The sequence below is a fragment of the Nonomuraea muscovyensis genome (assembly GCF_014207745.1).
GTDB lineage: Bacteria > Actinomycetota > Actinomycetes > Streptosporangiales > Streptosporangiaceae > Nonomuraea > Nonomuraea muscovyensis.
Map to the genome: position 1 here is coordinate 1,184,284 of NZ_JACHJB010000002.1, position 26,448 is coordinate 1,210,731.

A 26,448-nucleotide genomic window follows, 5' to 3' on the forward strand; every position below is an offset into this window, starting at 1 on the left:
AAACCGTCCTCAGCAGGGGTCCGTCATGACGTCTTCCCGTACCTCCCGCGCCGCGGGCTCGCGCGCCGAGCCCGCGGCCGCCCCGGCGACCGCCAACGCTCCCGGCGGCACGTTCGGTGCGAGCGCGGTCGGCGCGGGGGCGTTCGGTGCGGGCGTGGGCGGTGCGGGGGCGTTCGGCCCGGAGGCGCGGGGCATCGGCCGGCGGGAGCACCTGCGCGACCGCATCCGGGACGCCCTGCGCGCCGCCATCATCTCCGGCAGGCTCGAACCCGGCGTGATCTACTCGGCTCCCACCCTCGGAGCGCAGTTCGGGGTCTCCTCCACCCCCGTACGTGAGGCCATGCTCGACCTGGTCAAGGAGGGCCTGGTCGTACCACATCCGAACAAGGGCTTCCGGATCACCGAGGTGTCGGAGCAGGACCTCGACAACCTGGCGGCCGTGCGCCTGCTCATCGAGCCGCCGACCGTGCGGGACGCGGTGGCCGTGATCCCGGCGGACGACTTCCCCCGGTTGCGGACGCTCGCCCAGGACATCGTCGAGGCGGTCGAGCGGGCCGACCTGGTCGGCTACATCGAGGCCGACCACGTCTTCCACCTGACGCTGCTCGGCTACAGCGGCAACCGGTTCCTGGTGGACGTGGTCTCGGGGCTGCGCACGCAGACCCGGCTGCCCGGCCTGGTGCCGCTGCTGGAGAGCGGCAGGCTCGGCCGCTCGGCCGCCGAGCACCACGAGCTGCTGGACCTCGTCGAGGCCCGCGACCCGGCCGGAGCCGAGCTGCTGATGCGCCGCCACATCGGCCACGTGCGCGGCCTGTGGGCCGGCGGACCCGAACCTGCGCCCACCGGACCCGCCCCCGCCTGACGTGCCCGCCGGTGAGCACGATCCCGTTCGGCTCCTCATGCGTCGCGGCCACCCCTCCGGACCGGATCGCCCCCGGGTCCTGAGCGTGCCCTGACCGCGCACTCGTGTGATCAGCGCGCCGGCCCCACAGGTATGCGCGGACGTGAGCGCCGTACTCCTGCAGCGGGCGGAGACGCCCTTGAGGCTGTTGACCAGGGTGAACAGCTGCTCAAGACGCTTCTTCTCCCCGTGGCTCCGGGTCTGTTGCTGAGCCACGGGGAAGTCGGGCGCTATTTCGAGCATGTGTTCGAAGTCATGGGAGCGCAAGCCGCGTGAGCGGGTTCGCGCCGATCGAGTTGCGGATGCTGAAGGCCACGCTGCCTGCCCTGTAGCGGTCGTCGGACCACTCGACGGGGCGACCCTCCTGCGTGGTGGTGATCCTGCGCTGGCGCAGGAGCGGGCTGCCGCGCCGGACCCCGAGCAGGCGGGCGTCCTCGGTGCCGGCCGCGACCGCGTCGATGAGGTGTTCGCCGTAGGCGAAGACCAGGCCGACCCTGTCGTAGAGCGCCTGGGTGACCGACTCGCAGTCGGGCGGCAGCTCCTCGACGGCGGGGGCGATCCACGAGGCGTAGACGGTCCGCTCCAGCAGCACCGGCTCGCCCTCCAGCGTGCGCAGCCGGAGCACCTCGAGCACCTCGGCCGTGCCGAGCCTGACCGACTCGGCGGGACCCGCCCTGCGGCGCCGCTGGCCGAGCACCTCGCCGCCCACCGCGTGCCCCTTGGACCTGGCCCACTGGGCGAAACTGTGCAACTCGGCGAAGCTCTGGCTGCGCTCCCCGCCCAGCACGATGCGCCGCGCGCCCTGGCGCGAGCCGACCAGGCCCTCCGCGGCCAGTACGGCCACGGCCTGCCGCACGGTGCCCCTGGCCGCCGAATAGCGCGCAGCGAGCTCCGCCTCCGAAGGCAACTGCGACCCTACAGGGTGAACACCTGTCAGGATCTCGTCACGCAGCTCAGCGGCGATGTGTTCATAGCGCGCGGCCATTCACGACCCCTCCTGTTCATAAAAAAGCAACGTATATGCGACTAACTGGGTCTGGCCTTGTTTGTACAAGTTCCCCTAGGTTCTAGCCACACCCCAGAGAGTGGAGGCGACGTGTCCGCACCTCGCATCGCAGGCTTGATCGCAGCTCTAACGGTAGTGACCGCGGCGTGCGGCGCCGCCCCGACCACCCAGACGCAGACGACGACGGGTGGGGTGAACGCCGCGACGGCGACCTCTGCCGCCGACTTCGGCGGCCTCGACAAGCTTGTCGAGGCGGCCAAGAAGGAGGGCAACCTGCACGTCATCGCCCTTCCGCCCGACTGGGCGAATTACGGCGAGATCATCAAGAAGTTCGAAGAGAAGTACGGCATCAAGATCGAGAGTGAGAATCCGGACGCCTCCAGCGCCGACGAGATCAACGCGGTGAAGACCCGCAAGGGCCAGGACCGCGCGCCGGACGTGCTGGACGTCGGCCAGGCCTTCGGCTTCAGCGGCGCCAAGGAGGGCCTGTACGCGGCCTACAAGGTGCAGAGCTGGGACAAGATCCCCGACGGCCAGAAAGACCCGAACGGCCTGTGGGTCAACGACTACGGCGGCTACGTCTCCATCGGCTGCGACGCCAAGAAGATCGGCACCTGCCCCAAGACCTTCGCCGACCTGCTCAAGCCCGAGTACAAGGGCAAGGTCGCGCTGAACGGCAACCCGAACAAGTCGGGCTCGGCCTTCGCCGGCGTGTGGGCGGCCTCGCTGGGCCAGGGCGGCTCGCTCGACGACATCGCCCCAGGCGTGCAGTTCTTCAAGAAGTTGAAGGACGTCGGCAACTTCAACCCGGTCGAGTCCACGCCCGCCACGGTCGAGAAGGGCGAGACGCCCATCAGCATCGACTGGGACTACCTCAACGCCGGCTACCGCGAGCAGTTCCTGCCCAAGGGCCTCGACTTCCAGGTGGCGGTGCCGTCCGACGGCGTCTACGCCCAGTACTACGTGCAGGCGATCAACAAGGACGCTCCGCACCCCGCCGCCGCGCGGCTGTGGATGGAGTTCCTCTACAGCGCCGAGGGCCAGAACCTGTGGCTCAAGGGCGGCGCCCGCCCGGTGCTGATGCCCTCGATGACCGCCGACGGCACCATCGACAAGGCGCTGGCCGACAAGCTGCCGCCGGTCGAGGGTGAGGCCAAGTTCCCGACCGAGGACCAGGTCACCAAGGCCAAGGACGACCTGGCCAAGACCTGGGACGCGGCTGTCGCGGGCTGATGAGGCGCACTCTCGGCGCGCTGCCGCTGCTCGCCTTCGTCACGCTGGCCTTCGGGATCCCCGCCATCGCCATGGTGGCGGGGGCCTTCACCGTGGAGGGCTCGCCGGGGTTCGGCAACCTGGCGCTCACCCTGCAGGGCGGCTACCTGCTCGCGCTCGGCAACAGTGTGAAGCTGTCGGCCATGGTGGCGGTGCTGGGCGCGGTGCTGGGCACGTTCCTCGCCCAGGCCGTGGTCACCTCGCGCTCCACGGCGCTGCGGGAGGCCGTGCTGACCGCTTCGGGCGTGCTGGCCAACTTCGGCGGCGTTCCGCTGGCCTTCTTCTGGGTGGCCACGCTCGGCAACTCGGGCGTGATCAGCGGGCTGCTGGGCCTGCCCTCGGGCTCGCTGTTCACCTTCTGGGGCCTGGCGCTGGTCTACCTGTACTTCTCCGTGCCGCTCATGGTGCTGGTCATCGCGCCGGCCCTGGACGGCCTGCGCCCGCAGTGGCGCGAGGCCGCCGCCAACAACGGCGCCACGACCTGGCAGTACTGGCGGTACGTGGCCCTGCCGGTGCTGACCCCCGGGCTGCTCGGCGGCGTGGTGCTGCTGTTCGGCTCGGCGTTCGCCGCGTACGCCACCGCCTCGGCGATGGGCGCGGGCACCGTGCTGCCGCTGGTCACCCTGAAGATCGCCGCCGCGCTCTCCGGCGACGTGCAGACCGGCTTCGAGAACATCGGCCTCGCGCTCAGCCTGGACATGGTCCTGGTCGCCGCGCTGGTCATGGCGATCTACCTGCCACTGCAGAGGAGGAGCACCCGATGGCTCCAGTGAGGTCCACGGCATGACCACGCTCGCGCCCGTCGCGCCGGTCCCCGAGGCCCCCCCTGCCGCGCCGCCCCGTCCGGGCAGGCGCCGCCTCTGGCGCGGGTTCGTCTTCGCGTCGGCGGCCCTGTACTTCCTCGTCCCGCTCGCCGCGTCCTTCTGGTTCACGATCTACAACGAGACCACGGGCGTGTCGTTCGCCCCCTACGTGGAGCTGTGGACGGCCGAGGGCTTCCTGCCCAGCCTGCTGCTCTCCCTCGGGCTGGCCGCGGCCACGATCGTGCTGGTGCTGCTGCTCACGCTGCCCGCGATGATCGCGGTACGGCTGGCGGTGCCGGGGCTGCGGCCCGTCATGGAGGTGATCTGCACGCTGCCGCTGGTGGTGCCGCCGATCACGTTCGTCGCGGGGGTGAGCAGGTCGCTCCAGGTCGGCGGCGAGGTGCTCGCGCCGACGCCGTTCTGGGCCACGCTCAACGCGGTCCAGAACCAGGACTTCCCGCTCGTGCTCGTGTTCGTCTACGTCATGCTCGTGCTGCCCTTCGTCTACCGTTCGCTGGACGCGGGGTTGCGCACGATGGACGTGCGGACGCTGGTCGAGGCGGCCCGCAACCTGGGCGCGTCGTGGCCGCACGTGATGTTCAGGGTGATCGTCCCCAACCTGCGTTCCGCGCTGGCCAGCGCCGCCTTCCTGACCCTGGCCCTGGTGCTGGGCGAGTACACGGTGGCCAGCATCCTCGGCTACCAGCCGTTCGCCGTCTGGATCGTCACGATCTCAGGATCCAAGGGGCAGTTGTCGGTCGCCGTCTCCGTGCTCAGCCTCCTGCTGACCTGGCTGCTGCTGCTCACCGTGTCCGGTGTTTCACGAAAGAAGGGCCAATGACCGCCCGGTTGGAGTTCAAGGGCCTGCGCCGCGTGTTCAGCAAGACGGTCGCGCTCGACGGATTCGACCTCACGATCGAGCCCGGCGAGCTGGTCGCCCTGCTCGGCCCCTCGGGCTGCGGCAAGACGACGGCGCTGCGCTGCGTGGCGGGGTTCGAGCGTCCCGACGAGGGCGCGGTGCTGATGGACGGCAAGGACATCACGGGCGTGCCCGCCAACAAGCGTGACGCGGGCATGGTGTTCCAGTCCTACTCGCTGTTCCCCAATCTCAGCGCGGCCGAGAACGTCGCCTTCGGCCTGCGGGTCCGCAAGAGCCCGCAGGCCGCTCGCCGGGCGCGGGCGCAGGAACTGCTGGAGCTGGTCGGCCTGCCCTCGCACGCCGACCGCTATCCGCATCAGCTGTCGGGCGGCCAGCAGCAGCGCGTCGCCCTGGCTCGCGCGCTCGCGCTGTCGCCGCGGGTGCTGCTGCTCGACGAGCCGCTTTCTGCTCTGGACGCCAAGGTCCGCGTCGCCCTCAGGGAGGAGATCCGGCGCCTGCAGCTCGACCTGGGGATCACCACGATCTTCGTGACGCACGACCAGGAGGAGGCGCTGTCGGTCGCGGACCGCGTCGCCGTCCTGAGAAGCGGGCGCCTCGAGCAGTGCGGCACGCCCGCCGAGGTCTACGACCGGCCCGCCACGCCGTTCGTGGCCGAGTTCGTCGGCACGATGAACCACCTGCCGGGACGCGTCTCCGGCGACCAGGTGACGGTGTTCGGCCAGCTCCTGCCGATCGACGGGACCGCGGAGGGCCTGGACGTCGACGTCCTCATCAGGCCGGAGGCCGTGCTCGTCACCCCCTCGGACGACGGGCGGGCAGAGGTGATCGCCGCCTCCTTCCGTGGCGCCTCGGTCAGGCTGCGGCTGTCCATGGAGGGCGGCGAGGTCCTCGCCGACGTCCCCGGGCACGAGGCGGTACGGCTGGCGCCGGGCACGCGTGTGTCCGTCCGCCTGGTCGAACGGCCCGTCCTGGTCGCGCCGCGCAGCACCGCCACGCCGGTGCCCACCCCGGCGAAGGACCCCGCGGGTGCCGCCTGACTCCGTCTCGCCCCCCTCGGCCCCGCCTGGCCCCCCGCCTGACTCCACGCCGCCCGGCGCCGTTCCCGACGCCGTCCTGTTCGACATGGACGGGACGCTGGTGGACACCGAGGGCCTGTGGTGGGAGGCCACGGCCGATGTGGCCGCCTCGCTCGGGCGCACCCTCGGCCGCGCCGACGAGCCGTACGTCCTCGGCCGCACGGTCGAGGACACGGCCGCCCACCTGCTCACGCCCCCGGCCCCCGACGCGGTCGAGGCGGTCGAGGCGGTCGCCGAGCGGCTCACCGAGTCGTTCGCCGACCGCATCAGGCAGGGGGTGCGCGTCGTCCCCGGCGCCGCCGAGCTCCTGCGGGCACTCACGACTGAGGCCATCCCCACCGCCCTGGTCAGCGCCTCCCCCCGCTCGATCGTGGAGCTGGTGCTGCCCTCGCTCGACCACAGCTTCGCGGTCGTCCTCGCCGCCGAGGACACCCCGCGCGGCAAGCCGCACCCCGACCCGTACCTGGAGGCGGCCCGGCTGCTGGAGGCCGACCCGCGCCGCTGCGTGGCCGTCGAGGACAGCCCCACGGGCATCGCCGCCGCCACCGCCGCGGGCTGCAAGGTGCTGGTCGTCTCCCCCTCCACGGGACTGCCCGATCTGCACTCGATGTCGCTTGGCTGACCCGTCGTGAACCAGATCGGACGCTACAGGCTGTTGAACATGCTCGGCAGAGGAGGCATGGGCACGGTCCTCCTGGCCACGGACGGCCGTACGGCGGCGAGGGCTTCGGATGTCGGGGCACCGTTGCCGCGGGTCGGAGGCGGATCTAGGGTTGGGAGCCTTGCATCCGTGCTGTTCAGGAGGACTTGTGCGCTACATGTTGATCATCTGTGACGACGAGTCCGCCCCCCTCGGCCCAGCGGAGATCGCCCGCCTCCCCGGTCACATCGACTGGATCGAGCACATGGAACGCAGCGGGGTCGTCCTCCTGGGCGGCGAGCGGCTGCGATCGAGCGACGACGCCACCAGCGTGCGGACCCGCGACGGCGAAGTGCTGATCAGCGATGGGCCGTTCATGGAGACAAAGGAGCAGATCGGCGGGTTCGCCCTGATCGAGTGCGCCGACCTCGACGCGGCGGTCGAGGCCGCGTCCCGGCACCCGTTCGCCGCGCACGGCGTGATCGAGATCAGGCCTGTGTGGCAAGAGTAAGTGACCGGGAATGAGCGAGGAGGTCGAACGGGCAGCCGCCGAGGCGTTCCGGCGGCACTGGGGGCAGATCGTCGCGACCCTGATCGGGGCGACCGGCGACTGGGATCTCGCCGAGGAGTGCGCCCAGGACGCCTTCGAGCTCGCGCTGGCGAACTGGCGGCGCGACGGCGTCCCGAACAGCCCCGGAGCCTGGCTCACCACCACGGCCCGCAATCGCGCCACCGACCGGCTGCGCCGCCGGTCCGTCGCCGCGGCGAAGCTGCGGCAGGTGGCGGTGATGGCGCGCGGCGAGCCCGGGCCTGCCGAGCTCGCCGAGGAGATGTTCGATGGCGATGACGCCTCTCGCAGCGGGGTGCAGGACGATCGGCTGCGGCTGATCTTCACCTGCTGTCATCCCGCGCTGGCGCTGGATGCGCGGGTGGCGCTCACCCTGCGCACCCTGGCCGGGCTCGGCACGCCCGAGATCGCCAGGGCGTTCCTGGTGCCGGAGCCGACGATGGCGCAGCGCCTGGTGCGTGCCAAACGCAAGATCCGCAACGCCGGCATCCCGTACCGGGTGCCGCCGGCCCCTCTGCTGCCGGAGCGCACGCAGGCCGTCCTGGGCGTGCTCTACTTGCTGTTCAACGAGGGGTATGCGGCCACCGGCGGCGCCGAGTTGATCCGTGCGAGCCTGACCGCCGAGGCGATCCGCCTAGCCCGCCTGCTGGTCCGCCTCATGTCCGGCGAAAGCGAGGTCGTCGGCCTGCTGGCGCTGATGCTCCTGCACGACGCACGGGGCGCCGCCCGGCTGGACGACGCAGGCGACCTGGTGCCCCTGGAAGAGCAGGACCGCGCCCGCTGGGACACCCGTCAGATCGCCGAAGGCGTCCGCCTGCTGGAGGCTGCCCTTCGCCGCGGGCGACCGGGCCCGTACCAGGTCCAGGCGGCCATCGCGGCCTGCCATGCCACCGCGGCAGACGCCGCCGACACCGACTGGGAGCAGATCGCCCTGCTGTACGAGCGGCTGACCGGCCTGGTGCCGTCACCGGTGGTCGAACTGAACCGGGCCGTCGCGGTCGCGATGGCCCACGGCCCGCAGGCCGGCCTGGACCTCGTCGAGTCACTCGAGGCGTCCGGAGCCCTGCCCGGCTACCATCTGCTGCCCGCCACTCGCGCCGACCTCCTGCGCCGCCTGCACCGCTGCGATGAGGCCGCGGCCGCCTACCGCCAGGCGCTGGAACTCGTCACCACCGACAGCGAACGCCGTTTCCTCCTGCGGCGGCTGGCGGCTCTCACGCTCGGCGGCTGATCCGAAAAACGCTCGGAAGATTCTTTGCGGGAGCTGTCGATTTGCGCGCGCTCGTTCGTCAGTCGGGCAAAACCACCAGCCGGGGCAAGCCACCCCGGCCCACGACTCCTTCAGGAGACGGACATGCGCAAACTGATCGCCGGACTGAAGATCTCCCTCGACGGGAAGGTGGAGGGACCAGAAGGCTACGCCGACTGGGTCCCCGCCTGGTCGGAGGACTACGGCCTGACCCAGCAGGTGGACGCGGTCGTGCTCGGAGGAGGCATGTACCCCGGCTACGAGCAGTACTGGACCGCGCTCAAGGCCCAGCCGGACCAGCCTCACCCGCTCACCGGCAAGACCCCGGCACAGGGCGAGATCGAGTGGTCCGACTTCGCCGCTCAGACCCCGCACTACGTGCTGTCGACCAGCCTGCGGTCGGCCGCGTGGCCGCAGACGCGCTTCCTCCGCAAGTCCGACGAGGTCGCCGAACTGAAGGAGCAGCCCGGCAAGGACATCTACCTCATGGGCGGCGCTCGTGTCACCGCGAGCCTGATCGACGCAGGCTTGGTGGACGAGTTGCGGCTCATCGTCTACCCGCTGATCGCCGGTGACACCAAGGCTCTTTTCGGCACGGCACAACGACGTCACGCGCTCGAACTGCGCGATGTCCGGCAACTGCCGGACGGCCTGGTGAAGGTGGTCTACGCCTTGACCTGACAGGTCGACCCATAGGCGGCAACGGCGGCAGGAGAAGCGTGGTTCTCTGCCGAAGCGCGGCCTCGCACGCGTCGAGGCGCGGGGAGCGCCGCGGAACCTGTCGCCGTCTGCTGTGATGCTGCTCCGGAGTGGACCACGCGAACGGCCGCAAGCAATCGGCCGCGGCGCCTCCACTCCGGGCCGGTATGTCCAGCGGACCGACGTCCGGGCCTTCGTGGCAGGGCGATGGATTCAGGCGCCCGGCGGGTCGGCGCGGCCGGACGGGAGGAGGTCGAGCGAGCGGGCCTTCTGCACCGCCATCACCCGGTCGTGCACGCCGAGCTTGCGGTAGAGGTTCTCTTTGTGCTTGTTCACCGTCGCCTCCTTGATGCTGAGCCGGCGGCCGATGGCGTATGCGGTCAGCCCTTCGCTGAGGAGCATCAGGACCGCCATCTCGCGCAGGGTGATCCTGTACTCGGCCGGGTCCGCGAGCGCGGGCAGGCGGAACACGACCTTCTCGTGCGCTTCGACCGTGTCGAGGAGCGAACGCGCGAGAGCGGCGTATTCGAGATCCCGGCCGCTGTAGCCGGTGCCATCGCGGCTCAGGATGACGCCGCGGATCTGACCGGGTAGGGAGTTCAGAGGCAGGGCGAGCTGGCGGTCGATGCCGATCGCCTCCCTGCCTGCGCGGTATGCCTCGCTCCTCCACCAGTCGCCGTCGGCGACGTCGTCCATGGCCAGAGGTGTTCGGTCTCCGGTTCGAGCGTAGTGGCCGAGCAGCGGGTGCGCGCGCATGTGGGAGTGGATGAGGGCGTCCAGCGGTGCTTGGTGCAGCCAGTCGGGCGATCCGGTCAGCGCGTGCCCGGTGCCCGCCGCCCAATCCAGGTCGATGAGCACCGCCAGATCTCCCGGCAGGTCCTTCGTCAGCCGCTCCATCAGCAGGGGCCAGACGCGTACGGGCTCCCTCGTCGTGAGGATGTCCATCGCCAGGTCGTGAATGCGTCTGCCATCCTCCCTGAACAATGACGTCATGAGCGCATTGTGCATGAACGGCTACCATCTGGCACGGCGAATCGGAAGTACGCACTTCTGCGTATTCATCGGCACGGCCGACCGGCGGGACAGTGGGGGCGTCATCCCATGAAAGGAGCCCGCATGAAGCGAGGAGCTGTCCGTCTCGGATCACGCCTGGCGGGAGCCGCGCTGCTCGTCACCACCACGCTGACGGCGGTGGCGGCGGTGCCCGCCCACGCCGGCACCCCGGACGCGATGCGCCGGTGTGCCGAGGGCCAGGTCGCGAACCACGACATCCCGCACCTGCTCGTCTGGGGCAACGGCGGCGGCGGGGTTCCCGTGGGCCGCAACCCGGGCAACATCATCGAGCCGGGTGACGTGTTCCAGATCATCCCGGACATGAGTTCGCGAGTGGATCCCGATGACTGGGAGGGCGGCAGCCTCGGCCCCGACGGCAACGGGCAGGCCGCGCCGCAGGGATGGCCCTTCCCTGGTCTGGCCCAGTACTCGGCTGTGCTGCGCTTCAACAACAACCCCGGAGGCTGGACGAGCGACGCGCAGCAGGCGACTGCGTTCAACCGGTGCACGGTCTTCCGGGACAACGCCCCGGCCAGGTTCTCCTTCGGCGTGAACGACCCCGGGCCGGGCGACAACCACGGCGCCTGGACCTTCCGTGTGCTGATCTGGAAGGCGTCCGCCCCGACCACCGGTCCCATGGACCGGTGCAGCCGCAACCTGCCGGCGACCGGGCCGCAGGACCGGGCCGACACCTCCTTGGGAGTCGCCGGCAACGGCAGTTTCGGCAGCTTCCCCCTGGGGGCCACGCCGGGCAACTTCCTGCGGCAAGGGGACGTCCTGCGCCTCGAACCCGACTACGCGAGCAGGGCCCGCATGGACTACTTCTTCGCCGACCACGGTCCCAACGGCACCAACAGACCGGCGGCCGCCTCCGGCTGGCCGTACCCCGACCTGTTCGAGTTGTCGCCCGTCCTGCGCTTCAACAACAACCCGGCCGGCTGGGTGGGCGATCCCGTGCAGGCGACGGCTCTCGGAGGATGCGTGCTCTGGACCGACGCCCTGCCCGTCCGGCTGCTGTTCGGTGTCAACGACCCCGATCTGTCCGACAACTCCGGACAGTGGAACTTCCGTCTCCGGATTTACGGCCGCGATTAGGTGCGTCTCTGAGGCCGGGGCAGCCGGTCGTTTGTGGACGGTCGCTTCGCGTCGAAGGGCGAGTCCGTCGAATCGGGGCTGCACCTCGGCGACTTTCAGCCCTAACGTTACCGCGTGATGACGTTCCGTGTCAGTCCGGCTCCAGGCGGTGCGACTCAGAAGGAGTGAGCAGATGCCTTTCGATGACTACCAGCGGGAAAGCTCGCGGCGGATAGACCACCAGCGTGAGATGGTCCGGCGCTCCACCGACGAGTCGTCGCGCAGACGCGATCGCGACGAATGGCGTGCCCGCCGCAACGGCGACGAGGACGACCTGAGCCTCGGGACGCAGGTCATCCTCGCCGTCGTGGCTCTCGTCGTCTTCTTCCTCGTGGTGTACCCGCAGTTGCCCCACCGCTGAGGGGCGGACAATCCAGCCAGCCGGCCGACTGGCTCAGCGGTGCCGGTAGCACCGCCTCGCGGCAACGCGTGGAGGCCGCCCAGCCAGCACGGTTGCCGGCCGGTGCGCTTGGCGCGCACGGGTGCACGGACCGATGCGCAGCGCTCGTACGACGCCGAATGACAGGCGTGATCACCACACAGCCCCCGGGACCCAGCGGCGCCTGCCTGCCGGCCGCAGGCGCGGCTCCCGGAGCGGGGCCGGCATGGTTGACCGCCAAAGGTGCTCAACGAACGGCATGGGCTCGGACGAGGGTGAGGAGGCGGCACGCCTCCTCACCGGCCGTTGCGGAGTTCTGGTCAGCGGACGCGGAAGACGGTCAGGACGGCCGCGTGATCGGAGGTCCAGGCGTTGTCCTGGTGGCCGGGGATCGGCTGGGGCGTGCCCTCGACGACCGCGTCCGACGCCAGTACGCTCAGCCGGCCCTTGACGTGGATGAAGTCGATGCGGTCCTGCGGCTCGGGCTTGCCGGCGTGGGAGTCGTGGCCGTAGCCGCCGGTGAACGTCTTGTAGATGGGTGACCAGGTGATGCCCGGCTCGGCGGCGGGGTTGGGGTTGGCCACGCGGAAGGTATCGCGCATGCCGGCCTTGGCGGGCATACGAGACGTGGGCCAGGGGACGTAGCCGTAGCCGCAGTGGGGGTTGGCGTCGGTCCAGTCGAGGTGCGACGGCGCGTTGAAGTCGCCCATGAGCAGAACGGGGGTCCGGCTGGCGGCCTTCAGGTCGGCGGACATGGCCGTCATGATGCTCTCGATCTGGCGGGCACGCCCCGATTCGGCCTCGCGGGCGAGCAGCCGATCCACCGGCATCTTGCCGAAGCAGGCGTCGTACGGGCCGTAGGGCGTGTAGCCGAGGTGGACGTTCCACAGCGCGACCTCGGAGCCACGGCGCTCGTCGATGCGGATGCGGACGTTCGACATGGGCAGCCCGGACTCCGACGGCAGCGGCCCGCGCGCGGTGATCGGGTACCTGCTCAGCACGCCGAGGTCAGGGCCGGCCTGGAAATAGTCCCAGCCGAGCGCCTCACCGAGCGCCTTGGTGCCGGTGCCGCTGCTCTCCTGCACGCCGACCACGTCGATGTCGCGGTCCAGCAGGAACTTGAGCTGCTTCTCACGGCTGTCCCGGACCTGGCTGCCGCCGTGCCACAGGTTCCAGCTCAGCGCCTTGAGCTCTGGCACCAGCGGGGCGCCAGCTGGCCGGATCCGGACGCGCACGGTGGCGGTGGCCGGCTCGCCGTTCGCGGCGCGGGCCTCCACCTCGAACGTGGCTGTCTTCGCCGAGGCGGAGGCCGGAGGGGTACCGGTGATCGAACCGTCGGCGGCCACCTCGACCCAGGCGGGGCCGGAGACCTTGGCGAAGCGGTCCACGCTCCCCCGGACCAGCCCCTTGACAGTGGCGGTGTAGGGGCTGCCGGCGCGGGCGTTGCGCAGCGTGAAGGCGCCGGTGACGAAGCGCGGCGGTTCGTTGCTCACGATCCTCAGTTTCGCGGGTGCGGCCAGCCAGGCATAGCCGTCGGCGGCAAGTGCGTAGACGACGTAGTCGCCGGGCTCCAGGCCATCCGTCGGCAGCGTCGCGGTACCGGTGGCGTCGGGGATGTAGACCCACTTCAACGAGGGGCCGACGTACTTCTCCTCGACCGGCCCGTTGCCGGGGTCGGTGTAGAGGCCGATCCAGTTCTTCGGGTGCGGCCTGGGCGTGGAGTACGAGACCTTGATCGGCTCACCGGCTCCGACGGTGGCGGAGGTCAGGCTCAGCGTACCGTCCGGGGCGGTGGCGGTGGCGGGGATGGGCGTGGCCGAGAGGGAGACGGCCCCGGCGGGCGCCGCCGCGAGCGCGAGCGCGGTAAGGGCCACGGTCGCGGCCGGGAGGATGAGTCGCATGTGTGCTCCTGATCGTAAGAGTCAGGAGCAGCATCGTGTGTGCGGGTAAAGGACGCGTGTACACAGATCGACTATTGATATTCCTGTTGAGACGCTTTTGTGGAGCGGATTTGTCTGTACAGGTGCGCACAGCGTTAGCTCAAACGGGGCGACTCCCGGCAGCCCGGCCAGCATGCGCGAGGAGTGGTGCGCCGCGGAACGGATGGTCGTCGTGCCGCGGCGTCATGACATGCGTTCCCGCATGTGCTTGTCAGCCGCTCATCACCTGCCCTCCGCGGCGCGTTCCAGGTTGTCGGCCATGTGCCGCAGGACGTGAACGGTCCGGTCGTAGTCCTCTTCGGTGAGGCCGGCGAGGAGTGCGGACCGGACGCCGTTCACCTTCTCCCGAACCGCGGCGTGTCCTGCCCGGCCGTCCGGCGTGAGCGTGTAGCGGCCCGCGCCGTCCTGGCTGAGCTGACCGCGCCGGACCAGTTCGCCGGTGACGTCCTCCTGGGTGATCGCACCGGGACCCCAGAAGGGGCGCAACTCCTCGGCGAGGTTCGCCGCGGTCTTCGGGGACCGGTGCAGCACGTTCATGACCTGCCAGTGCCTGCGGCTGAGCCGCTCCTCGGCGAAGACGCGTTCGGCCGCGGCCTCGATGAGCCGGTCGAGGTGCTTCAGCCAGTAGCCGATGGGTCGCTCCATTCGCATAACCTCTCGCATCTAGATGTCTTTTAGCAAGTAGTGTCCGGGAGCATATACTTCTGGATCGTGGAGCACAACGGTGACGAGCACGTCGAGACGGTCGAACGCGCCATGGTGACCATCCGCCGCAGTCAGAGCCGGCGGACCCTGGCCCGGCTTGCCGCGGTCCGCCGGCCGACCGGCAAGGGCGACGGCCGGGAGGCGGCGACCGCCGCGCCGGGGGCCGGCGCCGAGGTGCTGGACGTCATCGAGGAGGCCGAGGAAGCAGGCGACGCCGCGACCGTCACCAGCGTGGCCGCGGCGCTGAACATCGACCAGCCGCGCGCCAGCAAACTGGTCGCCGCGGCCGTGGCGGCAGGCCTGGTGCGGCGTGAGGCCGACCAGGCGGACGGCCGCAGGGCCCTGCTGGTGCGCACGCCGGCCGGGCGGCGCCTGTCGGCCGAGATGCACGCCTTCCGGCAGCAGATCTACGCCGAGGCCATGAGCGACTGGCCGGCCGCCGACCGTGCCGCGTTCTCGCGCCTGCTCGCCCGGTTCGTGGAGTCCCTGACAGCGGTCACCCGCTGAGATTTGAAGCGCTCCCCACGGATGAATCCGGGGGATTCCAGCCGCCCCAACCGTGCGGCCACGCGCATGGTCGCGACGCTGTCGCTTGGCGATTCACCTTCCGGCCCCGCTCGCACGGGTTTCCACGCCCCAGCCCGCGCCGCCCCCGGCGGGACGGCTTCCACTACGCTCGTCACCGGCCGGTCTCCGGGGAAAGGACGGACGCGGATGCCCCATGCGGCCAGGCCCACGGTCACGCTGCACAACGTAGCCGCGGCGGCCGGAGTCTCGATCTCCACCGCGTCCCGGGTGCTGGGCGGCAGCGCGCGCAAGGTGGCGCCCGAGTACGAGGCGCGCGTCCTGGCGGCCGCCGCCGCGCTGCGCTACACGGCCGACGCCTCGGCCAGGGCGATGAAGCGGGCGGGCGACGCGATCACCCTCGTGGCCGACGACCTCACCACGCCGTCGATGGGCATGATCGTCGCGGCCATGGAGCGTGAGGCGCGCACCGTCGGCGCGTTCGTCACCGTCTCGTCCACCATGGGCGCACCCGAGCGGCAGATCGAGACCGTCCGCCTGCTCCGCGCGCTGCGTCCGCGCGCGCTCGTCCTCACCTCCAACCGGTTTCGCGCCGACCCCCTGGAGGAGCGCCTGTCCAAAGAACTCCGCGCCTACGAACGCGAGGGCGGGCGAGTGGTCATCGTCGGCGAAACGGACGGGGCATTCGACTCCATCGGGTTCGACAACCACGGCGCGGGGCGGCTCGCGGGGGCCCACATCGCCGCAACCGGGCACCGGCGGGTGGCGATATTCGGCGGCCGGCGGGAATTCGGCAACATGTCGGCCCGCGTCGCCGGTTTCGTCGAAGGGCTGCAGGCCGGCGGGGTCGACGAGCGCGATATCCGGATCCTGTGGTGCGAGATCAGCCGCCAGGGCGGATTCGACGCGGCCCGGCTGCTGGCGGATGAGAGGCTGGACGGCCGGGACGCCGTTCTCGCCGCGAACGACACCATCGCCATCGGCGCCATGTCCGCGTTCCGGGCCGCCGGGATCGGCATTCCGGCGGACGTGTCCGTGACGGGAGTCGACGACATCCAGCTCGCCGCCGACGTGACACCCCGGCTCACGACCGTGGCGCTCCCCCTCGCGGACACCGGCACGGAGTCGATCCGGCTGGCCCTGGCTCCGGCTCCGGCTCCGAGGCGGCTGCGGGTCGAAGGACACCTGGTGATCCGCGAGAGCACCCGCTCCCGCTGAACCGCTTTCCCGCCCCGGGCAAGGACCCGCCCGGCCCACGGTCGTGCGGGCGGGTGACGGCAGCAGGTCGGGTGCGGGAGCACCACTCTTGACGCTCCCGTTACGTCCGTGCAAACTGCGGAATACGTTTTCCCATCCGGCTGACACGAAGATCCGCGCCGACACCGTCAGGGCCGGCACGGCCCCCCGCGTCCCCCGAACGGCGCGGGCAACCTGGAGGCGATCATCACGCGGCACACCGAGCAGGTGCTGTTCGACCGGATGACGCCGGACCGGGCGGCGCGGTCGTTCAGCAAGGAACTGCGGGCCGAGATCGACGCCTGACCGACGCGGGCCTGACCGACGCGGGCCTGACGCCCCGAGCAGACCTGACGACGAGAACACGAAGGATGGAGATGTCCCAACCGAGCTACCGGGCCGCGATCGTCGGCACCGGTGCGATCGCCACGGCCCACGCGCGGGCCGTGGCCGCCTCTGGCGGCCGGGCACGGCTCGTCGCGGCGATCGACGTGGACCCCGACCGGGCCACGGCGTTCGCCGAGACGTGGCAGGTGCCACGGGTGCACACCGAGCTGGCCGAGGTGCTGCGGGAGGGTGAGGTGGACCTGGTCCACCTGTGCACCCCGCCGCAGTCGCACGCCCCGCTGGCGATCGTCTGCCTGGAGGCGGGGGTGACGGCGCTGGTGGAGAAGCCGCCCACGCTGTCGCTCGCCGAGTTCGACGCCCTGCTCGAGGCGGAACGCCACTCGACGGCGCACGTCGCGACCGTCCTGCAGCACCGCTTCGGCGCGGGCGCGCTGCGGCTGCGCCGGCTCGCCGACGCCGGCGAGCTGGGCCGCCCGCTGCTGGCGACGTGCGCCACGCAGTGGTATCGCGACGAGGCGTACTACGGGGTGCCGTGGCGTGGCACGTGGGAGAGCGAGGGTGGCGGGCCGACGATGGGCCATGGCATCCACCAGTTCGACCTGCTGCTCGCCGTGCTCGGCCCGTGGCGCGAGGTGACCGCGGTCGCGGCCCGCCGGGCCCGCTCCGTCGACACCGAGGACGTGTCGATGGCCCTGGTGACGTTCGAGAGCGGCGCCGTCGCGACGGTGGTCAACTCGGTCGTGTCGCCGCGCCAGACCTCCGAGCTCCGCTTCGACTACGAGCGTGCCACGGTGGAGGTGGAGCACCTGTACGGCTACACGGACGACGACTGGACGGTGACCCCCGCTCCGGGCCACGACGCGGTCGCCGGCCTGTGGAGCAAGGATCACAGCGACGTGCCCAGCGGCCACGACGGCTGGTTCGCGGCGGTGCTCGACGCCCTCGACGGGGGCCAGGCGCCGCCGGTGACCGCCGGGGACGCCCGGCGGACGATGGAGTTCATCGCCGCCCTGTACGCCTCGGCGTTCACCGGCGAGCGCGTACGGGCCGGAGAGGTCTCGGCAGATTTCGCCCGCCGGATGGACGGCACGGGCACCCCATGGGAAAAGGTGAGGAACGCGTGACCTTCCACGTCAACCACGAGCTCGGCCGGTCGGTCACCGTCGGCTCGGAAGGCGTCGAGCTGTTCGTCTACACCTACCGGCCCGACACGCCCGTCCTGGAGTCGCCCAAGCCGTACCTGCACCCGATCCGCACCCGCGGCGGCGCGCCGGTGTCGCTGTTCAGGCCGCACGACCACGTCTGGCACAAGGGGATCGCCTGGTCGCTGCCGCACGTCGGCGAGCACAACTTCTGGGGCGGCCCCACGTACGTGCACGGCAGCTTCTACGTGCAGCTCGACAACAACGGCAGCGCCGTGCACCGCGAGATGACCAGGCTGGAGACGACCGGCGACCGGGTCGAGCTGGGGCACACGCTCGACTGGTCGTCCCAGGCGGGCGACCCGGTCATCGAGGAGCGGCGGTCGCTGGCGGCCGTCACGGTCGACGACGACACCTGGGCGCTGGTCTTCGACACGGCCATGACGAACGTCTCGGGCACCGCGCTGTCCTTCGGCTCCCCGACGACGAAGGGCCGCGAGAACGCCGGATACGGCGGCCTGTTCTGGCGCGGCCCGAGGTCGTTCACCGGAGGCGTCATCCAGTCGCCGTCGGGCGCCGGGGGCGACGAGCTGCGCGGCACCCGCGCGGAGTGGTTCGGCTTCCGCGGGCGGCACGACGAGACGGGCGACTGGTCCACGATCGTCATGGTGGACGACGCGGCCAACCCGCAGCATCCGCCGCAGTGGTTCGCCCGCAGCGAGGACTTCGCCTGCCTGTGCCCGGCGCCGTTCTTCAGCGAGGAGGTCGAGCTGCCCCGCGGTGAGACGCTGCGCTTCCGGTACGCGGTCGTGGTGGGCGACGGCGACCGGGGCGACGACGGCACGGCGCTGCTGGCCGCGCAGGGCCGGGCGGCGCTCGCCGACGGGGTCCCGGCATGACGTTCCCCGGCGGCACGTCGGTCAGCCGGCTGTCGGTCTACTCCGGCCACCCGTGCGCCGACGGCCTGGAGGGCGGCACCCCGCACCTGCACACCGCCTCGACCGAGGCGTACGTGGTCGTCGGCGGGCGGGGCAGCCTGCAGACGCTCGACGTCGGCGGCCTGTGCGAGACCGGGCTGGCCAAGGGGTCGACCGTGTGGTTCACCCCCGGCACCGTCCACCGGGCCGTCAACCACGGCGGCCTGGAGGTGGTCGTCGTCATGCAGAACGCCGGGCTGCCCGAGGCAGGCGACGCCGTCATGACGTTCCCGCCGGAGGTCGTCGCCGACCCGGACCGCTACCGCGAGGCCGCCACTCTGCCCGACGGGGAGCCGGAGGCGGTGGAGGCGGCCGTCCGGCGGCGCCGCGACCTGGCCGTCGAAGGCTTCCTGCGGCTGTCCGGCAGCGCCGCCGAGGGCGACCTCGGCCCGCTGCTGGCCTTCTACGACAGCGCCGTGGCGCTGGTCCGCCCGAACGTCGCGCGCTGGCGCGGCATCTGGGAGCGCGCCGTGGCCGGGCAGGCCCGCGAGACGGCCGGGGTGCTCGACGCCCTGGAGCGCGGTGACGGTGCGCACCTGCGGCGGGCGGCACTCAGGGAGAGCCCGCCGCTGAGCCGGTGGGGCATGTGCGGCCACCTGCTCGCCCACGACGTGGCCGATCCGGTCGTCCCCACCTGAGATCCAGCCTGAGATCCAGCCTGAGATCGAGCCTGAGATCCAGCCGCCGGCGTGCCCCGGGGAGGCACGCCGACGCGGGAGTCCTGATGACACAATGACCTGCATGGACGACGGGTCCCGAGCACCCTCCTCGCCGCCCACCCTGCACGACGTCGCCCGGGAGGCCGGAGTCTCCGTCGCCACGGCGTCGCGCGCGCTCAACGGCAGCACGCGAAACGTCCGGTCGGAGAACGTCTCCCGGGTGCGGGCGGCGGCGGCCAGGCTCGGCTACGAGCCGCACCTGTCGGCGCAGGCCATCGCGAAGGGCTCGACACCGACGGTGGCGCTGGTGGTGCGGGACGTGGCCGACCCCTACTTCTCCTCCATCGCCGCGGGCGTCACCGAGGCGGCCGAGGCGGCGCGCCTCATCGTCACCATGGCGGTCGCCGACCGCTCGCCGGAGCGCGAGCTGGAGATCGTCAGGACGCTGCGGGGGCAGCGCCCGCGCGTCATCATCGTGGCGGGCAGCCGCGTCGACGAAGGCCCGGACGGCGACAAAGGCGGGCCGGCGACGCGTGAGGCGCTGGCCGACGAGCTGGAGCAGTACCGCACCGCGGGCGGCCGGGTCGTCCTGATCAGCCAGCGCGACCTGCCGTTCGGCACCGTCACCATCGACAACCACGGCGGCTCCCGGCGGCTCGCCGGCGCCCTGCTCGGCCTCGGCTACCGGCGGTTCGCGATCCTGCGCGCCCCGGACGCGATCCGCACCTCCCGCGAGCGGGTCGCCGGCTTCCTGGCCGGGCTCGGCTCGGCCGGCCCGGCCGAGCCACTGGTGGTGGAGACGGAGTTCACCCGGGAGGGCGGCTACGACGCGGCCCGCGCCCTGGCGGAGCGCGGGCTCGGCGACGTGGAGATCGTCTTCGCGGTCAACGACGTGATGGCCATCGGCGCCATGACGGCGCTGCGCGACGCCGGGATCACCCCCGGCGCCGGCGTGGCGGTCGCGGGCTTCGACGACATCGGCTCGGCGGTGGACGTCTTCCCCGGGCTGACGTCGGTCGCCGTCCCCCTCCGCGACGCCGGCCGGCAGGCGGTGCGCCTCGCGCTGTCGGACGGCGGCGCGCGGGAGGTGCGGATCGAGACGGAGGTCGTCGTCCGGGCCAGCACCCCGCCCCGGCGGGCGTGACCACGGCGACGGTGGAAGCCGGCAGGGTGTCGCGGCGCCGGCGGGCACCGGGCGGCTACGTCGCCGACGCGGGCTGCGGGCCGCGCACCGGGGCGGTGGAGCGGCGCACGACCAGCTCCGGCCGGTGCAGCAGCTCCCCGCGGGGAGCGGGCAGGCCGCGGATCTCGTCCAGCAGGCTCGACACGGCGGCCAGCGCCATCTCCCGCACCGGCTGTCTGAGGGTGGTCAGCGGCGGATCGAGGTAGGCCGTCATCGGCGTGTCGTCGAACCCGACGACCGACACGTCCTCCGGCACCCGCAGGCCGAGGTTGCGTGCTCCCCTGATGGCGCCGATGGCCATGATGTCGCTGCCGCAGCAGATCGCCGTGCAGCCGCGCTCGAGCAGCCGCTGCGCGGCCGACTGGCCGCCCTCGACCGTGTAGAGCGTGTTGACGACCAGGTCGGACACGTCGGTGACGCCCGCGTGCTCGGCCATCGCCCGCTCGAACCCGGCCGTCTTGCGGATGGTCGGCACGAAACGCTCCTGCCCGACCGCCAGGCCGATGCGCCGGTGCCCCAGTGACACGAGGTGGCCGACGGCCATCTCCAGCGCCGCCGTGTCGTCGTTGGAGATGAACGGCGCCTCGAAGTCGGAGCGGAACCCGTTGACGAGCGCCATCGGCAGGCCCAGCTCGATCAGCCGGACGTAGCGGCCCCGGTCGGCGCGCGAGTCGGCGTGCAGCCCGTTGACGAAGATGATGCCGGAGACGCCGCGTTCGAGCAGCAGGGCGGTGTAGTCGTCCTCGGTCACGCCGCCGGGCGTCTGCGTGCACAGCACCGCGGTGTAGCCCGACAGCACCAGGGCGCTCTCGATGACCTGGGCGAACGCGGGGAATATGGGGTTGCTCAGCTCGGGCAGGATCAGCCCGATCAGGCCCGTGTGGTTCTGCCGCAGCTTGCGCGGGCGCTCGAAGCCGAGCACGTCGAGCGCGGTGAGCACGGCCTGCCGGGTGTCGGCCGCCACTCCCGGCCTGTCGTTGAGCACGCGGCTCACCGTCGCCTCACTCACGCCCGCTTGGGCGGCGACGTCGGCGAGGCGCATTGTCATGTCGCCAAACCTACCGTTCCCCGGGCGCTGATCGGACGCCGGGCCCTTGCACCGCTTGCAAGGGCGGGACGGCCCGGCATCGCCTGTCAGGCCCGGGAGAGCGCGGGCCCGGCTGCCTGCCCGGCGGGCTCCGGAGGGCCCGTCCTTGCAAGCCGTCACAGCTTCTTGCAGGACCCCGCCCGTCGCGTGGGTCCGGCCTCCTCACGCGACGGGCGGTCCCCGGTCAGGGACGCGCGTCCGGTGACCGGCGCAGCCGCAGGGTGACCAGCTCGAACGGGCGCAGGCTGAGCGGCACCGCGCCGCCCTCGTGCTCGTACGGCGTGCCCGCGAGAGGCCGTTCCAGCAGGTCCGTCGCCGTGACGGCGGCGAGCGGGAAGCCCGCGGTCAGGGTCGCCCGGGCCCGGCCGCCGTGGGACTCGTGGAAGCGGACGACCACGTCGCCGCTCCCGTCGTCGGCGAGCTTGACGGCCGTGACGACCACCGCGTCGTCGTCCACCGTGACCAGCGGGGCGACCTCCGCCTCGCCGGTCACGTACCGCGCGGGCAGGTTGACGACGTAGCCCTCGCGCACCGCGTCGCCGATCGTCGCGCCGGGCACGAGCGCGTGCCGGAACCGGTGCACGCCCTGGTCCGTCTCGGGGTCGGGGAAGCGGGGCGCGCGCAGCAGGGAGGCGCGCAGCGTGGTGGTCGTGCCCGAGTCGCCGGCGCGGACGGCGCGGGTCACGTCGTGGCCGTAGGTGGAGTCGTTGACCAGGGCGACGCCCCAGCCCGGCTCCTCCAGGTGGACGAAGCGGTGGTTGCACGCCTCGAACTTGGCGGCCTCCCAGCTCGTGTTCGTGTGGGTGGGGCGGTAGGTGTGGCCGTACTGGGTCTCGGAGGCGTACCTGTCGGCGCGGACGTCCAGCGGGAAGGCGAGCTTGAGGAACTTCTCGGTCTCGTGCCAGTCGACCTCGGTGTCGATGTCGAGCCGCTTGGCGCCCGGAGCGAGGCTGAGGAGCTGCCTCACCCGGGAGCGGCCGAAGGAGCGGGTGACCCGGACCGAGCCGGGCGCGTCGCCGGCGGCCACCTCGTCGGCCTCCACCAGGTCGGTGACGGTGTTGCGGTAGAACTCGTCCACGTCCCAGGCGTCCCACATGTTCGGGAAGTCGGGGTGGAGCTGCAGCAGGTTGGCCGCCTGGCCGGGGGCGACGGCCTCCCGCCCGGCCGCCTGGTCGTACACGGAGACGACCAGGCCGCGCCCGTCGACCTCCACGCGCAGCAGTCCGTTGTCCAGGATGTGCCCGCCGCCCTCCCTCGGGAGGACCGTGGTCTCGCCCGTCGTGGCGGGCGCGGCGGCGCCGCCCGCGGCGACGCCGTCACGGGTGTGCGGCGCGGAGTTGAACAGCAGCGGCGCGCCGCGCCCGGAATCGCCGGCGAGGGCGCGCTGCGCCGCGCCGACGAGGGCGTCCAGCTCCTCGGCCACGGCCGCGTACGTCCTCTCGGCCTCGCGGTGCACCCAGGCGATGGACGATCCGGGCAGGATGTCGTGGAACTGGTGGAGCAGCACGGTCTTCCAGATCCGGTCGAGCTGCTCGTACGGGTAGGGGTGCCCGGCCCGCACGGCGGCGGTCGCGCACCACAGCTCGGCCTCGCGCAGCAGCGACTCGCTGCGCCGGTTGCCCTGCTTGGTCCTGGCCTGGCTGGTGAGGGTGGCGCGGTGGAGTTCGAGGTAGAGCTCGCCCGCCCAGACGGCGGGGGCGGCGTGCTCGGCCTCGGCCTTGGCGAAGAACTCGGCGGGCGTCTCCCAGGTGACGGTGGCCGAGCCTTCGAGGTCGCGCATCCGGGCCGCCTTGGCGACCATCTCGCGGGTGGTGCCGCCGCCGCCGTCGCCCCAGCCGGTCGGGGCCAGCGAGTGCCGCGCCACGCCCTTGTCGCGGAAGTTGCGGGCCGCGTGGGCGATCTCGCTGCCCTTCATCGAGCAGTTGTAGGTGTCCACGGGCGGGAAGTGGGTGAAGATCCGGGTGCCGTCGATGCCCTCCCACAGGAAGGTGTGGTGGGGGAAGGTGTTGGTCCGGCTCCACGAGATCTTCTGGGTGAGCAGCCACTTCGAGCCGGCGGCCCTGATGATCTGCGGCAGGCCGGCGGCGAAGCCGAACGTGTCGGGCAGCCACACCTCGTCGTTCTCGATGCCGAACTCGTCGAGGAAGAACCGCTTGCCGTGCACGAACTGGCGGGCCATCGCCTCCGAGCCGGGCATGTTGGTGTCGGACTCCACCCACATGCCGCCCGTCGGGACGAACCGGCCGGCCGCCACGGCCTTGGTGACCTTGGCCCAGACCTCGGGCCGGTGCTCCTTGATCCAGGCCCACTGCTGGGCCTGCGACATGGCGAAGACGAACGCGGGCTCGCTGTCCAGCAGCGCCGTCATGTTGGAGGCGGTGCGGGCGACCTTGCGCACGGTCTCGCGCAGCGGCCAGAGCCAGGCCGAGTCGATGTGCGCGTGGCCGACGGCGCTGATCCGGTGCGCAGACGGCGCGGCGGGCGCGGCCAGCACGCCTGCCAGGCGCTCGCGGGCGGCGGCCGCGGTGCCGTTCACGTCCTGCAGGTCGACGGCGTCGAGCGCCCGCTCCACGGCCCGCGTGATCTCCCAGCGGCGGGCCGCGTCGACCGGCAGCTCCGCCATCAGCTCACCGAGCACCTCCAGGTCCATGACGAGCTGCCACACGGTCTCGTCGAAGACGGCCAGGTCCATCCGGGCCAGCGTGTACTGCGGCTCGGTGCCGGCGGTCTCCTTGTCGCCGAGCTTCGTCGGCAGGAACGGGTGGTAGTCGAGGATGACGGGGTTGGAGGCGGCCTCGATGTGCAGCCGCACCTCCTCGCCGCCCTCGACGGGCGAGCCGACGCGGACCCAGTCGTTGAGCGGGTTCAGGCCCTTCACCGGGGTGCCGTCGGAGCGGTAGACGAGCCCCTCGCACTGGAAGCCGGGCATGTTCTTGTCGAAGCCGAGGTCGAGGACGGCCTCCACGGTGCGGCCCGCCCACGCGGCCGGCACCACGCCGGTGACGGTGAACCAGCTCGTCCCCCAGGGCGCGCCCCAGCGGTCGCCGACCGCGATCGGCTCGGGCGTGGCCGCCAGGCCGTCCGCGACGGGCACCGGCTCGCCCGGGGCGTGCCAGACGGCGACGTCGAGGGGCACGGACTCGGGGTGGACCGCCGGTCGGATGCGCTCGTCGAGGACCCGCTTGAGCCGGGCTTCCACCAGCGTGCGGTCGTCATGCATCTATGCTCCTGAATGCCTGGATGGTCAACCTTTGATAGCGCCTTCCTCGACGCCTCGGAAGAAGTACCGCTGGAGTGCCGCGAACACGATCACGATAGGCACGAACGAGATCATCGTGCCCGCCGCGATGAGCCGCGGGTTGGCGCTGAACGTTCCGTTGAGATACTGCAGCCCGACCGTGAGCGTGTACGTGTCGGGGTCGGTCAGGACGATCAGCGGCCACAGGAAGTCGTCCCAGGCGCCGATGAACGAGAAGATCGTGATCACGCTGAGCATGCCGCGGACGTTCGGCAGACCGATGTGGCGCAGCCGCTGCCACGCGGTCGCGCCGTCGATGACGGCGGCCTCGTCCATCTCCTTCGGGATGGCCGCGAACGCGGTGCGCATCAGCAGGACGTTCAGCATGGCGATGGCGCCGGGCAGCGCCACGCCGAGCAGCGTGTCGGCCAGGCCGAGGCTGCGGACGGTGACGTACTGCGAGACGATCGTCACCTCGCCCGGCAGCACGAGCGTGGCCAGGAAGAGGCCGAGCAGCAGCTTCGCGCCGCGGAAGCGCAGCCTGGCCAGGGCGTACCCGGCCAGGGTCGCGCCGATGACGTTGCCGGTGATGACGATGGCGGCCACCACCAGCGAGTTGGCGGCGTACGACCAGACCGGGATGGTGTCGGCCACCTGGGCGTAGTTGTCGAGGGTGGGCTGCTCGGGCAGGAAGCTCGGCGTGCTGGAGTAGATGTCCTCGGTGACGCTCTTCAGCGAGGTGGACAGCTGCCACAGGAACGGCGAGACGGTCAGCGCGAGCACGAGCAGGAGCAGCGCGTAGCGCAGCGCCTTCTCCCCGGGGCCGGCCGCGCCGAGGCCGCCGGGGCGCGCGCGCCGGGAGCGTGCCGTCATGTCAGGACCCCTTCCGGTCGAGCCGCAGGAGCAGCAGCATGGGGCCGATCGTGATGACGAACAGCACCAGGCTGAGCGCGGAGGCGTAGCCGAGGTGGCCGGAGAAGCCTCGGGTGTAGAGCTGGATCAGCATCACCACCGACATGTCGCGCCCGCCCGGTCCGCCGGTGCCGTTGGACAGCACGTACAGCTCGGAGAAGACCCGCAGCGCCGACACCGACACCAGCACCGAGACGAGCAGCATCGTGTTGCGCACGCCGGGCACGGTGACGCTCCAGAACCTGCGCACCGGCCCGGCGCCGTCCACCGCGGCCGCCTCGTGCAGCTCCCGGCGGACGTTCCCCAGGGCCGACAGATAGATGATCATGTAGTAGCCGAGCCCCTTCCAGATCGTCAGGCTGATCGCGCTGAACAGCAGCAGCCAGCGGTCGGTGAGGAACGGCACCGGCTCCGTGACGACGCCCAGCCACTGGGCGAAGCCGTTGACCAGCCCGCGGTCGTCCAGCACCCAGCCCCAGATGAGGGCGACCACGACGGCGGAGGCGACCACGGGCGTGTAGAACGCGGTGCGGAAGAACGTGATGCCGGGCAGCCTCTTCTCCACCAGGATGGCCAGCAACAGCGGCAGCATGGTGAGCAGCGGCAGGCAGACCAGCATGTAGACGATGCTGTTGACCAGCGCGTCGGTGAGCTGGTCGTCGTCGAGCGCCCGGGCGAAGTTGGCCAGGCCGGTGAAGTGGCCGCCGCCCAGCGGCTTGGCGTTGGTGAACGCCAGCACCACCGTGTTGATCGACGGCCAGATGTTGAACACCAGCAGCCAGCAGACCGCGGGCGCCACCAGCAGCCAGGGGGTGAACCAGCGGCGATGGGTCATG

The 26,448-nt window shown here is 71.6% G+C and carries 25 protein-coding genes; 17 read left to right on the plus strand and 8 right to left on the minus strand.

Annotation, left to right across the window (positions count from 1 at the left end):
• Window positions 1-25: 25 nt before the first annotated feature.
• Window positions 26-862, plus strand: coding sequence for a GntR family transcriptional regulator (locus FHU36_RS22170; protein ID WP_185085833.1), 837 nt, complete (start codon window positions 26-28; stop codon window positions 860-862).
• A 292-nt stretch (window positions 863-1,154) separates the two neighbouring features.
• Here the strand turns inward: FHU36_RS22170 and FHU36_RS22175 are convergent, their stop codons facing one another.
• Window positions 1,155-1,886 carry a GntR family transcriptional regulator gene (locus FHU36_RS22175; RefSeq protein WP_185085834.1) on the minus strand — a complete coding sequence of 244 codons (732 nt, stop codon included), beginning with the start codon at window positions 1,884-1,886 and terminating at the stop codon, window positions 1,155-1,157.
• A 135-nt stretch (window positions 1,887-2,021) separates the two neighbouring features.
• Between FHU36_RS22175 and FHU36_RS22180 the strand changes: the two genes are divergently transcribed.
• From FHU36_RS22180 to FHU36_RS22215, 8 genes are all read left to right on the plus strand, one after another.
• The gene (locus FHU36_RS22180; RefSeq protein ID WP_221496519.1) at window positions 2,022-3,140 is read left to right on the plus strand and encodes an ABC transporter substrate-binding protein; all 1,119 of its coding nucleotides are present in this window, start codon (window positions 2,022-2,024) and stop codon (window positions 3,138-3,140) included.
• Window positions 3,140-3,952, plus strand: coding sequence for an ABC transporter permease (locus FHU36_RS22185; protein ID WP_185085836.1), 813 nt, complete (start codon window positions 3,140-3,142; stop codon window positions 3,950-3,952). Before FHU36_RS22180 ends, FHU36_RS22185 begins: the two co-directional genes overlap by 1 nt.
• A gap of 10 nt (window positions 3,953-3,962) precedes the next feature.
• Window positions 3,963-4,823 carry an ABC transporter permease gene (locus FHU36_RS22190; RefSeq protein ID WP_185085837.1) on the plus strand — a complete coding sequence of 287 codons (861 nt, stop codon included), beginning with the start codon at window positions 3,963-3,965 and terminating at the stop codon, window positions 4,821-4,823.
• Window positions 4,820-5,899: an ABC transporter ATP-binding protein gene (locus FHU36_RS22195; RefSeq protein WP_185085838.1), complete on the plus strand. Its 1,080-nt coding sequence runs from the start codon at window positions 4,820-4,822 to the stop codon at window positions 5,897-5,899. Before FHU36_RS22190 ends, FHU36_RS22195 begins: the two co-directional genes overlap by 4 nt.
• Entirely contained in the window at window positions 5,889-6,560 is a 672-nt protein-coding gene (locus FHU36_RS22200) for an HAD family hydrolase (protein ID WP_312891736.1), read from the plus strand. The genes FHU36_RS22195 and FHU36_RS22200 overlap by 11 nt, the downstream gene beginning before the upstream one ends.
• A gap of 196 nt (window positions 6,561-6,756) precedes the next feature.
• Entirely contained in the window at window positions 6,757-7,089 is a 333-nt protein-coding gene (locus FHU36_RS22205; protein WP_221496753.1) for a YciI family protein, read from the plus strand.
• Between the two features lie 10 nt (window positions 7,090-7,099).
• On the plus strand, window positions 7,100-8,377 hold the full coding sequence (locus tag FHU36_RS22210) for an RNA polymerase sigma factor (RefSeq protein ID WP_185085840.1): 1,278 nt from the start codon (window positions 7,100-7,102) through the stop codon (window positions 8,375-8,377).
• A gap of 123 nt (window positions 8,378-8,500) precedes the next feature.
• A complete protein-coding gene (locus tag FHU36_RS22215) occupies window positions 8,501-9,076 on the plus strand; it encodes a dihydrofolate reductase family protein (protein WP_185085841.1) in 576 nt (191 codons plus the stop codon).
• A 231-nt stretch (window positions 9,077-9,307) separates the two neighbouring features.
• On the opposite strand, the gene FHU36_RS22220 is transcribed toward FHU36_RS22215, so the two are convergent.
• Window positions 9,308-10,087, minus strand: a complete 780-nt coding sequence (locus tag FHU36_RS22220; RefSeq protein ID WP_185085842.1) for a helix-turn-helix transcriptional regulator — start codon at window positions 10,085-10,087, stop codon at window positions 9,308-9,310.
• 123 nt (window positions 10,088-10,210) lie between these two features.
• Here FHU36_RS22220 and FHU36_RS22225 point away from each other — a divergent pair, with 123 nt between their 5' ends.
• Both FHU36_RS22225 and FHU36_RS22230 read left to right on the plus strand, forming a co-directional pair.
• Window positions 10,211-11,242, plus strand: coding sequence for a hypothetical protein (locus FHU36_RS22225; RefSeq protein WP_185085843.1), 1,032 nt, complete (start codon window positions 10,211-10,213; stop codon window positions 11,240-11,242).
• Window positions 11,243-11,414: 172 nt separating this feature from the next.
• Complete coding sequence (locus FHU36_RS22230; protein ID WP_185085844.1) at window positions 11,415-11,642, plus strand: hypothetical protein; 228 nt, start codon at window positions 11,415-11,417, stop codon at window positions 11,640-11,642.
• A gap of 338 nt (window positions 11,643-11,980) precedes the next feature.
• On the opposite strand, the gene FHU36_RS22235 is transcribed toward FHU36_RS22230, so the two are convergent.
• Window positions 11,981-13,561, minus strand: coding sequence for an endonuclease/exonuclease/phosphatase family protein (locus FHU36_RS22235; protein WP_185085845.1), 1,581 nt, complete (start codon window positions 13,559-13,561; stop codon window positions 11,981-11,983).
• 261 nt (window positions 13,562-13,822) lie between these two features.
• Window positions 13,823-14,245 carry a MarR family winged helix-turn-helix transcriptional regulator gene (locus FHU36_RS22240; protein ID WP_185085846.1) on the minus strand — a complete coding sequence of 141 codons (423 nt, stop codon included), beginning with the start codon at window positions 14,243-14,245 and terminating at the stop codon, window positions 13,823-13,825.
• A gap of 66 nt (window positions 14,246-14,311) precedes the next feature.
• On the opposite strand from FHU36_RS22240, the gene FHU36_RS22245 reads away from it, so the two are divergent.
• From FHU36_RS22245 to FHU36_RS22270, 6 genes are all read left to right on the plus strand, one after another.
• The gene (locus FHU36_RS22245; RefSeq protein WP_312891737.1) at window positions 14,312-14,812 is read left to right on the plus strand and encodes a MarR family winged helix-turn-helix transcriptional regulator; all 501 of its coding nucleotides are present in this window, start codon (window positions 14,312-14,314) and stop codon (window positions 14,810-14,812) included.
• Between the two features lie 207 nt (window positions 14,813-15,019).
• On the plus strand, window positions 15,020-16,048 hold the full coding sequence (locus tag FHU36_RS22250; protein ID WP_185085847.1) for a LacI family DNA-binding transcriptional regulator: 1,029 nt from the start codon (window positions 15,020-15,022) through the stop codon (window positions 16,046-16,048).
• 395 nt (window positions 16,049-16,443) lie between these two features.
• Window positions 16,444-17,538, plus strand: coding sequence for a Gfo/Idh/MocA family protein (locus FHU36_RS22255; RefSeq protein WP_185085848.1), 1,095 nt, complete (start codon window positions 16,444-16,446; stop codon window positions 17,536-17,538).
• Window positions 17,535-18,455, plus strand: coding sequence for a DUF6807 domain-containing protein (locus FHU36_RS22260; protein ID WP_312891738.1), 921 nt, complete (start codon window positions 17,535-17,537; stop codon window positions 18,453-18,455). Before FHU36_RS22255 ends, FHU36_RS22260 begins: the two co-directional genes overlap by 4 nt.
• On the plus strand, window positions 18,452-19,171 hold the full coding sequence (locus tag FHU36_RS22265) for a cupin domain-containing protein (RefSeq protein WP_185085850.1): 720 nt from the start codon (window positions 18,452-18,454) through the stop codon (window positions 19,169-19,171). Before FHU36_RS22260 ends, FHU36_RS22265 begins: the two co-directional genes overlap by 4 nt.
• A 103-nt stretch (window positions 19,172-19,274) precedes the next feature.
• Window positions 19,275-20,336: a LacI family DNA-binding transcriptional regulator gene (locus FHU36_RS22270; protein ID WP_185085851.1), complete on the plus strand. Its 1,062-nt coding sequence runs from the start codon at window positions 19,275-19,277 to the stop codon at window positions 20,334-20,336.
• A gap of 55 nt (window positions 20,337-20,391) precedes the next feature.
• On the opposite strand, the gene FHU36_RS22275 is transcribed toward FHU36_RS22270, so the two are convergent.
• From FHU36_RS22275 to FHU36_RS22290, 4 genes are all read right to left on the minus strand, one after another.
• Window positions 20,392-21,423, minus strand: coding sequence for a LacI family DNA-binding transcriptional regulator (locus tag FHU36_RS22275; protein WP_185085852.1), 1,032 nt, complete (start codon window positions 21,421-21,423; stop codon window positions 20,392-20,394).
• A gap of 223 nt (window positions 21,424-21,646) precedes the next feature.
• Window positions 21,647-24,682, minus strand: a complete 3,036-nt coding sequence (locus tag FHU36_RS22280; RefSeq protein ID WP_185085853.1) for an alpha-mannosidase — start codon at window positions 24,680-24,682, stop codon at window positions 21,647-21,649.
• A gap of 24 nt (window positions 24,683-24,706) precedes the next feature.
• Window positions 24,707-25,573, minus strand: a complete 867-nt coding sequence (locus tag FHU36_RS22285; RefSeq protein WP_185085854.1) for a carbohydrate ABC transporter permease — start codon at window positions 25,571-25,573, stop codon at window positions 24,707-24,709.
• 1 nt (window position 25,574) lies between these two features.
• Window positions 25,575-26,447 carry a carbohydrate ABC transporter permease gene (locus tag FHU36_RS22290; RefSeq protein WP_185085855.1) on the minus strand — a complete coding sequence of 291 codons (873 nt, stop codon included), beginning with the start codon at window positions 26,445-26,447 and terminating at the stop codon, window positions 25,575-25,577.
• Window position 26,448: the final 1 nt, after the last annotated feature.

Bases quoted from the DNA above. Each gene is read 5' to 3' on its own strand.
- FHU36_RS22170 (WP_185085833.1), top strand. From the start codon at position 26: ATGACGTCTTCCCGTACCTCCCGCGCCGCGGGCTCGCGCGCCGAGCCC.
- FHU36_RS22175 (WP_185085834.1), bottom strand. From the start codon at position 1,886: ATGGCCGCGCGCTATGAACACATCGCCGCTGAGCTGCGTGACGAGATC.
- FHU36_RS22185 (WP_185085836.1), top strand. From the start codon at position 3,140: ATGAGGCGCACTCTCGGCGCGCTGCCGCTGCTCGCCTTCGTCACGCTG.
- FHU36_RS22190 (WP_185085837.1), top strand. From the start codon at position 3,963: ATGACCACGCTCGCGCCCGTCGCGCCGGTCCCCGAGGCCCCCCCTGCC.
- FHU36_RS22195 (WP_185085838.1), top strand. From the start codon at position 4,820: ATGACCGCCCGGTTGGAGTTCAAGGGCCTGCGCCGCGTGTTCAGCAAG.
- FHU36_RS22205 (WP_221496753.1), top strand. From the start codon at position 6,757: ATGTTGATCATCTGTGACGACGAGTCCGCCCCCCTCGGCCCAGCGGAG.
- FHU36_RS22210 (WP_185085840.1), top strand. From the start codon at position 7,100: ATGAGCGAGGAGGTCGAACGGGCAGCCGCCGAGGCGTTCCGGCGGCAC.
- FHU36_RS22215 (WP_185085841.1), top strand. From the start codon at position 8,501: ATGCGCAAACTGATCGCCGGACTGAAGATCTCCCTCGACGGGAAGGTG.
- FHU36_RS22220 (WP_185085842.1), bottom strand. From the start codon at position 10,087: ATGACGTCATTGTTCAGGGAGGATGGCAGACGCATTCACGACCTGGCG.
- FHU36_RS22225 (WP_185085843.1), top strand. From the start codon at position 10,211: ATGAAGCGAGGAGCTGTCCGTCTCGGATCACGCCTGGCGGGAGCCGCG.
- FHU36_RS22230 (WP_185085844.1), top strand. From the start codon at position 11,415: ATGCCTTTCGATGACTACCAGCGGGAAAGCTCGCGGCGGATAGACCAC.
- FHU36_RS22235 (WP_185085845.1), bottom strand. From the start codon at position 13,561: ATGCGACTCATCCTCCCGGCCGCGACCGTGGCCCTTACCGCGCTCGCG.
- FHU36_RS22240 (WP_185085846.1), bottom strand. From the start codon at position 14,245: ATGGAGCGACCCATCGGCTACTGGCTGAAGCACCTCGACCGGCTCATC.
- FHU36_RS22250 (WP_185085847.1), top strand. From the start codon at position 15,020: ATGCCCCATGCGGCCAGGCCCACGGTCACGCTGCACAACGTAGCCGCG.
- FHU36_RS22255 (WP_185085848.1), top strand. From the start codon at position 16,444: ATGTCCCAACCGAGCTACCGGGCCGCGATCGTCGGCACCGGTGCGATC.
- FHU36_RS22265 (WP_185085850.1), top strand. From the start codon at position 18,452: ATGACGTTCCCCGGCGGCACGTCGGTCAGCCGGCTGTCGGTCTACTCC.
- FHU36_RS22270 (WP_185085851.1), top strand. From the start codon at position 19,275: ATGGACGACGGGTCCCGAGCACCCTCCTCGCCGCCCACCCTGCACGAC.
- FHU36_RS22275 (WP_185085852.1), bottom strand. From the start codon at position 21,423: ATGACAATGCGCCTCGCCGACGTCGCCGCCCAAGCGGGCGTGAGTGAG.
- FHU36_RS22280 (WP_185085853.1), bottom strand. From the start codon at position 24,682: ATGCATGACGACCGCACGCTGGTGGAAGCCCGGCTCAAGCGGGTCCTC.
- FHU36_RS22285 (WP_185085854.1), bottom strand. From the start codon at position 25,573: ATGACGGCACGCTCCCGGCGCGCGCGCCCCGGCGGCCTCGGCGCGGCC.
- FHU36_RS22290 (WP_185085855.1), bottom strand. From the start codon at position 26,447: ATGACCCATCGCCGCTGGTTCACCCCCTGGCTGCTGGTGGCGCCCGCG.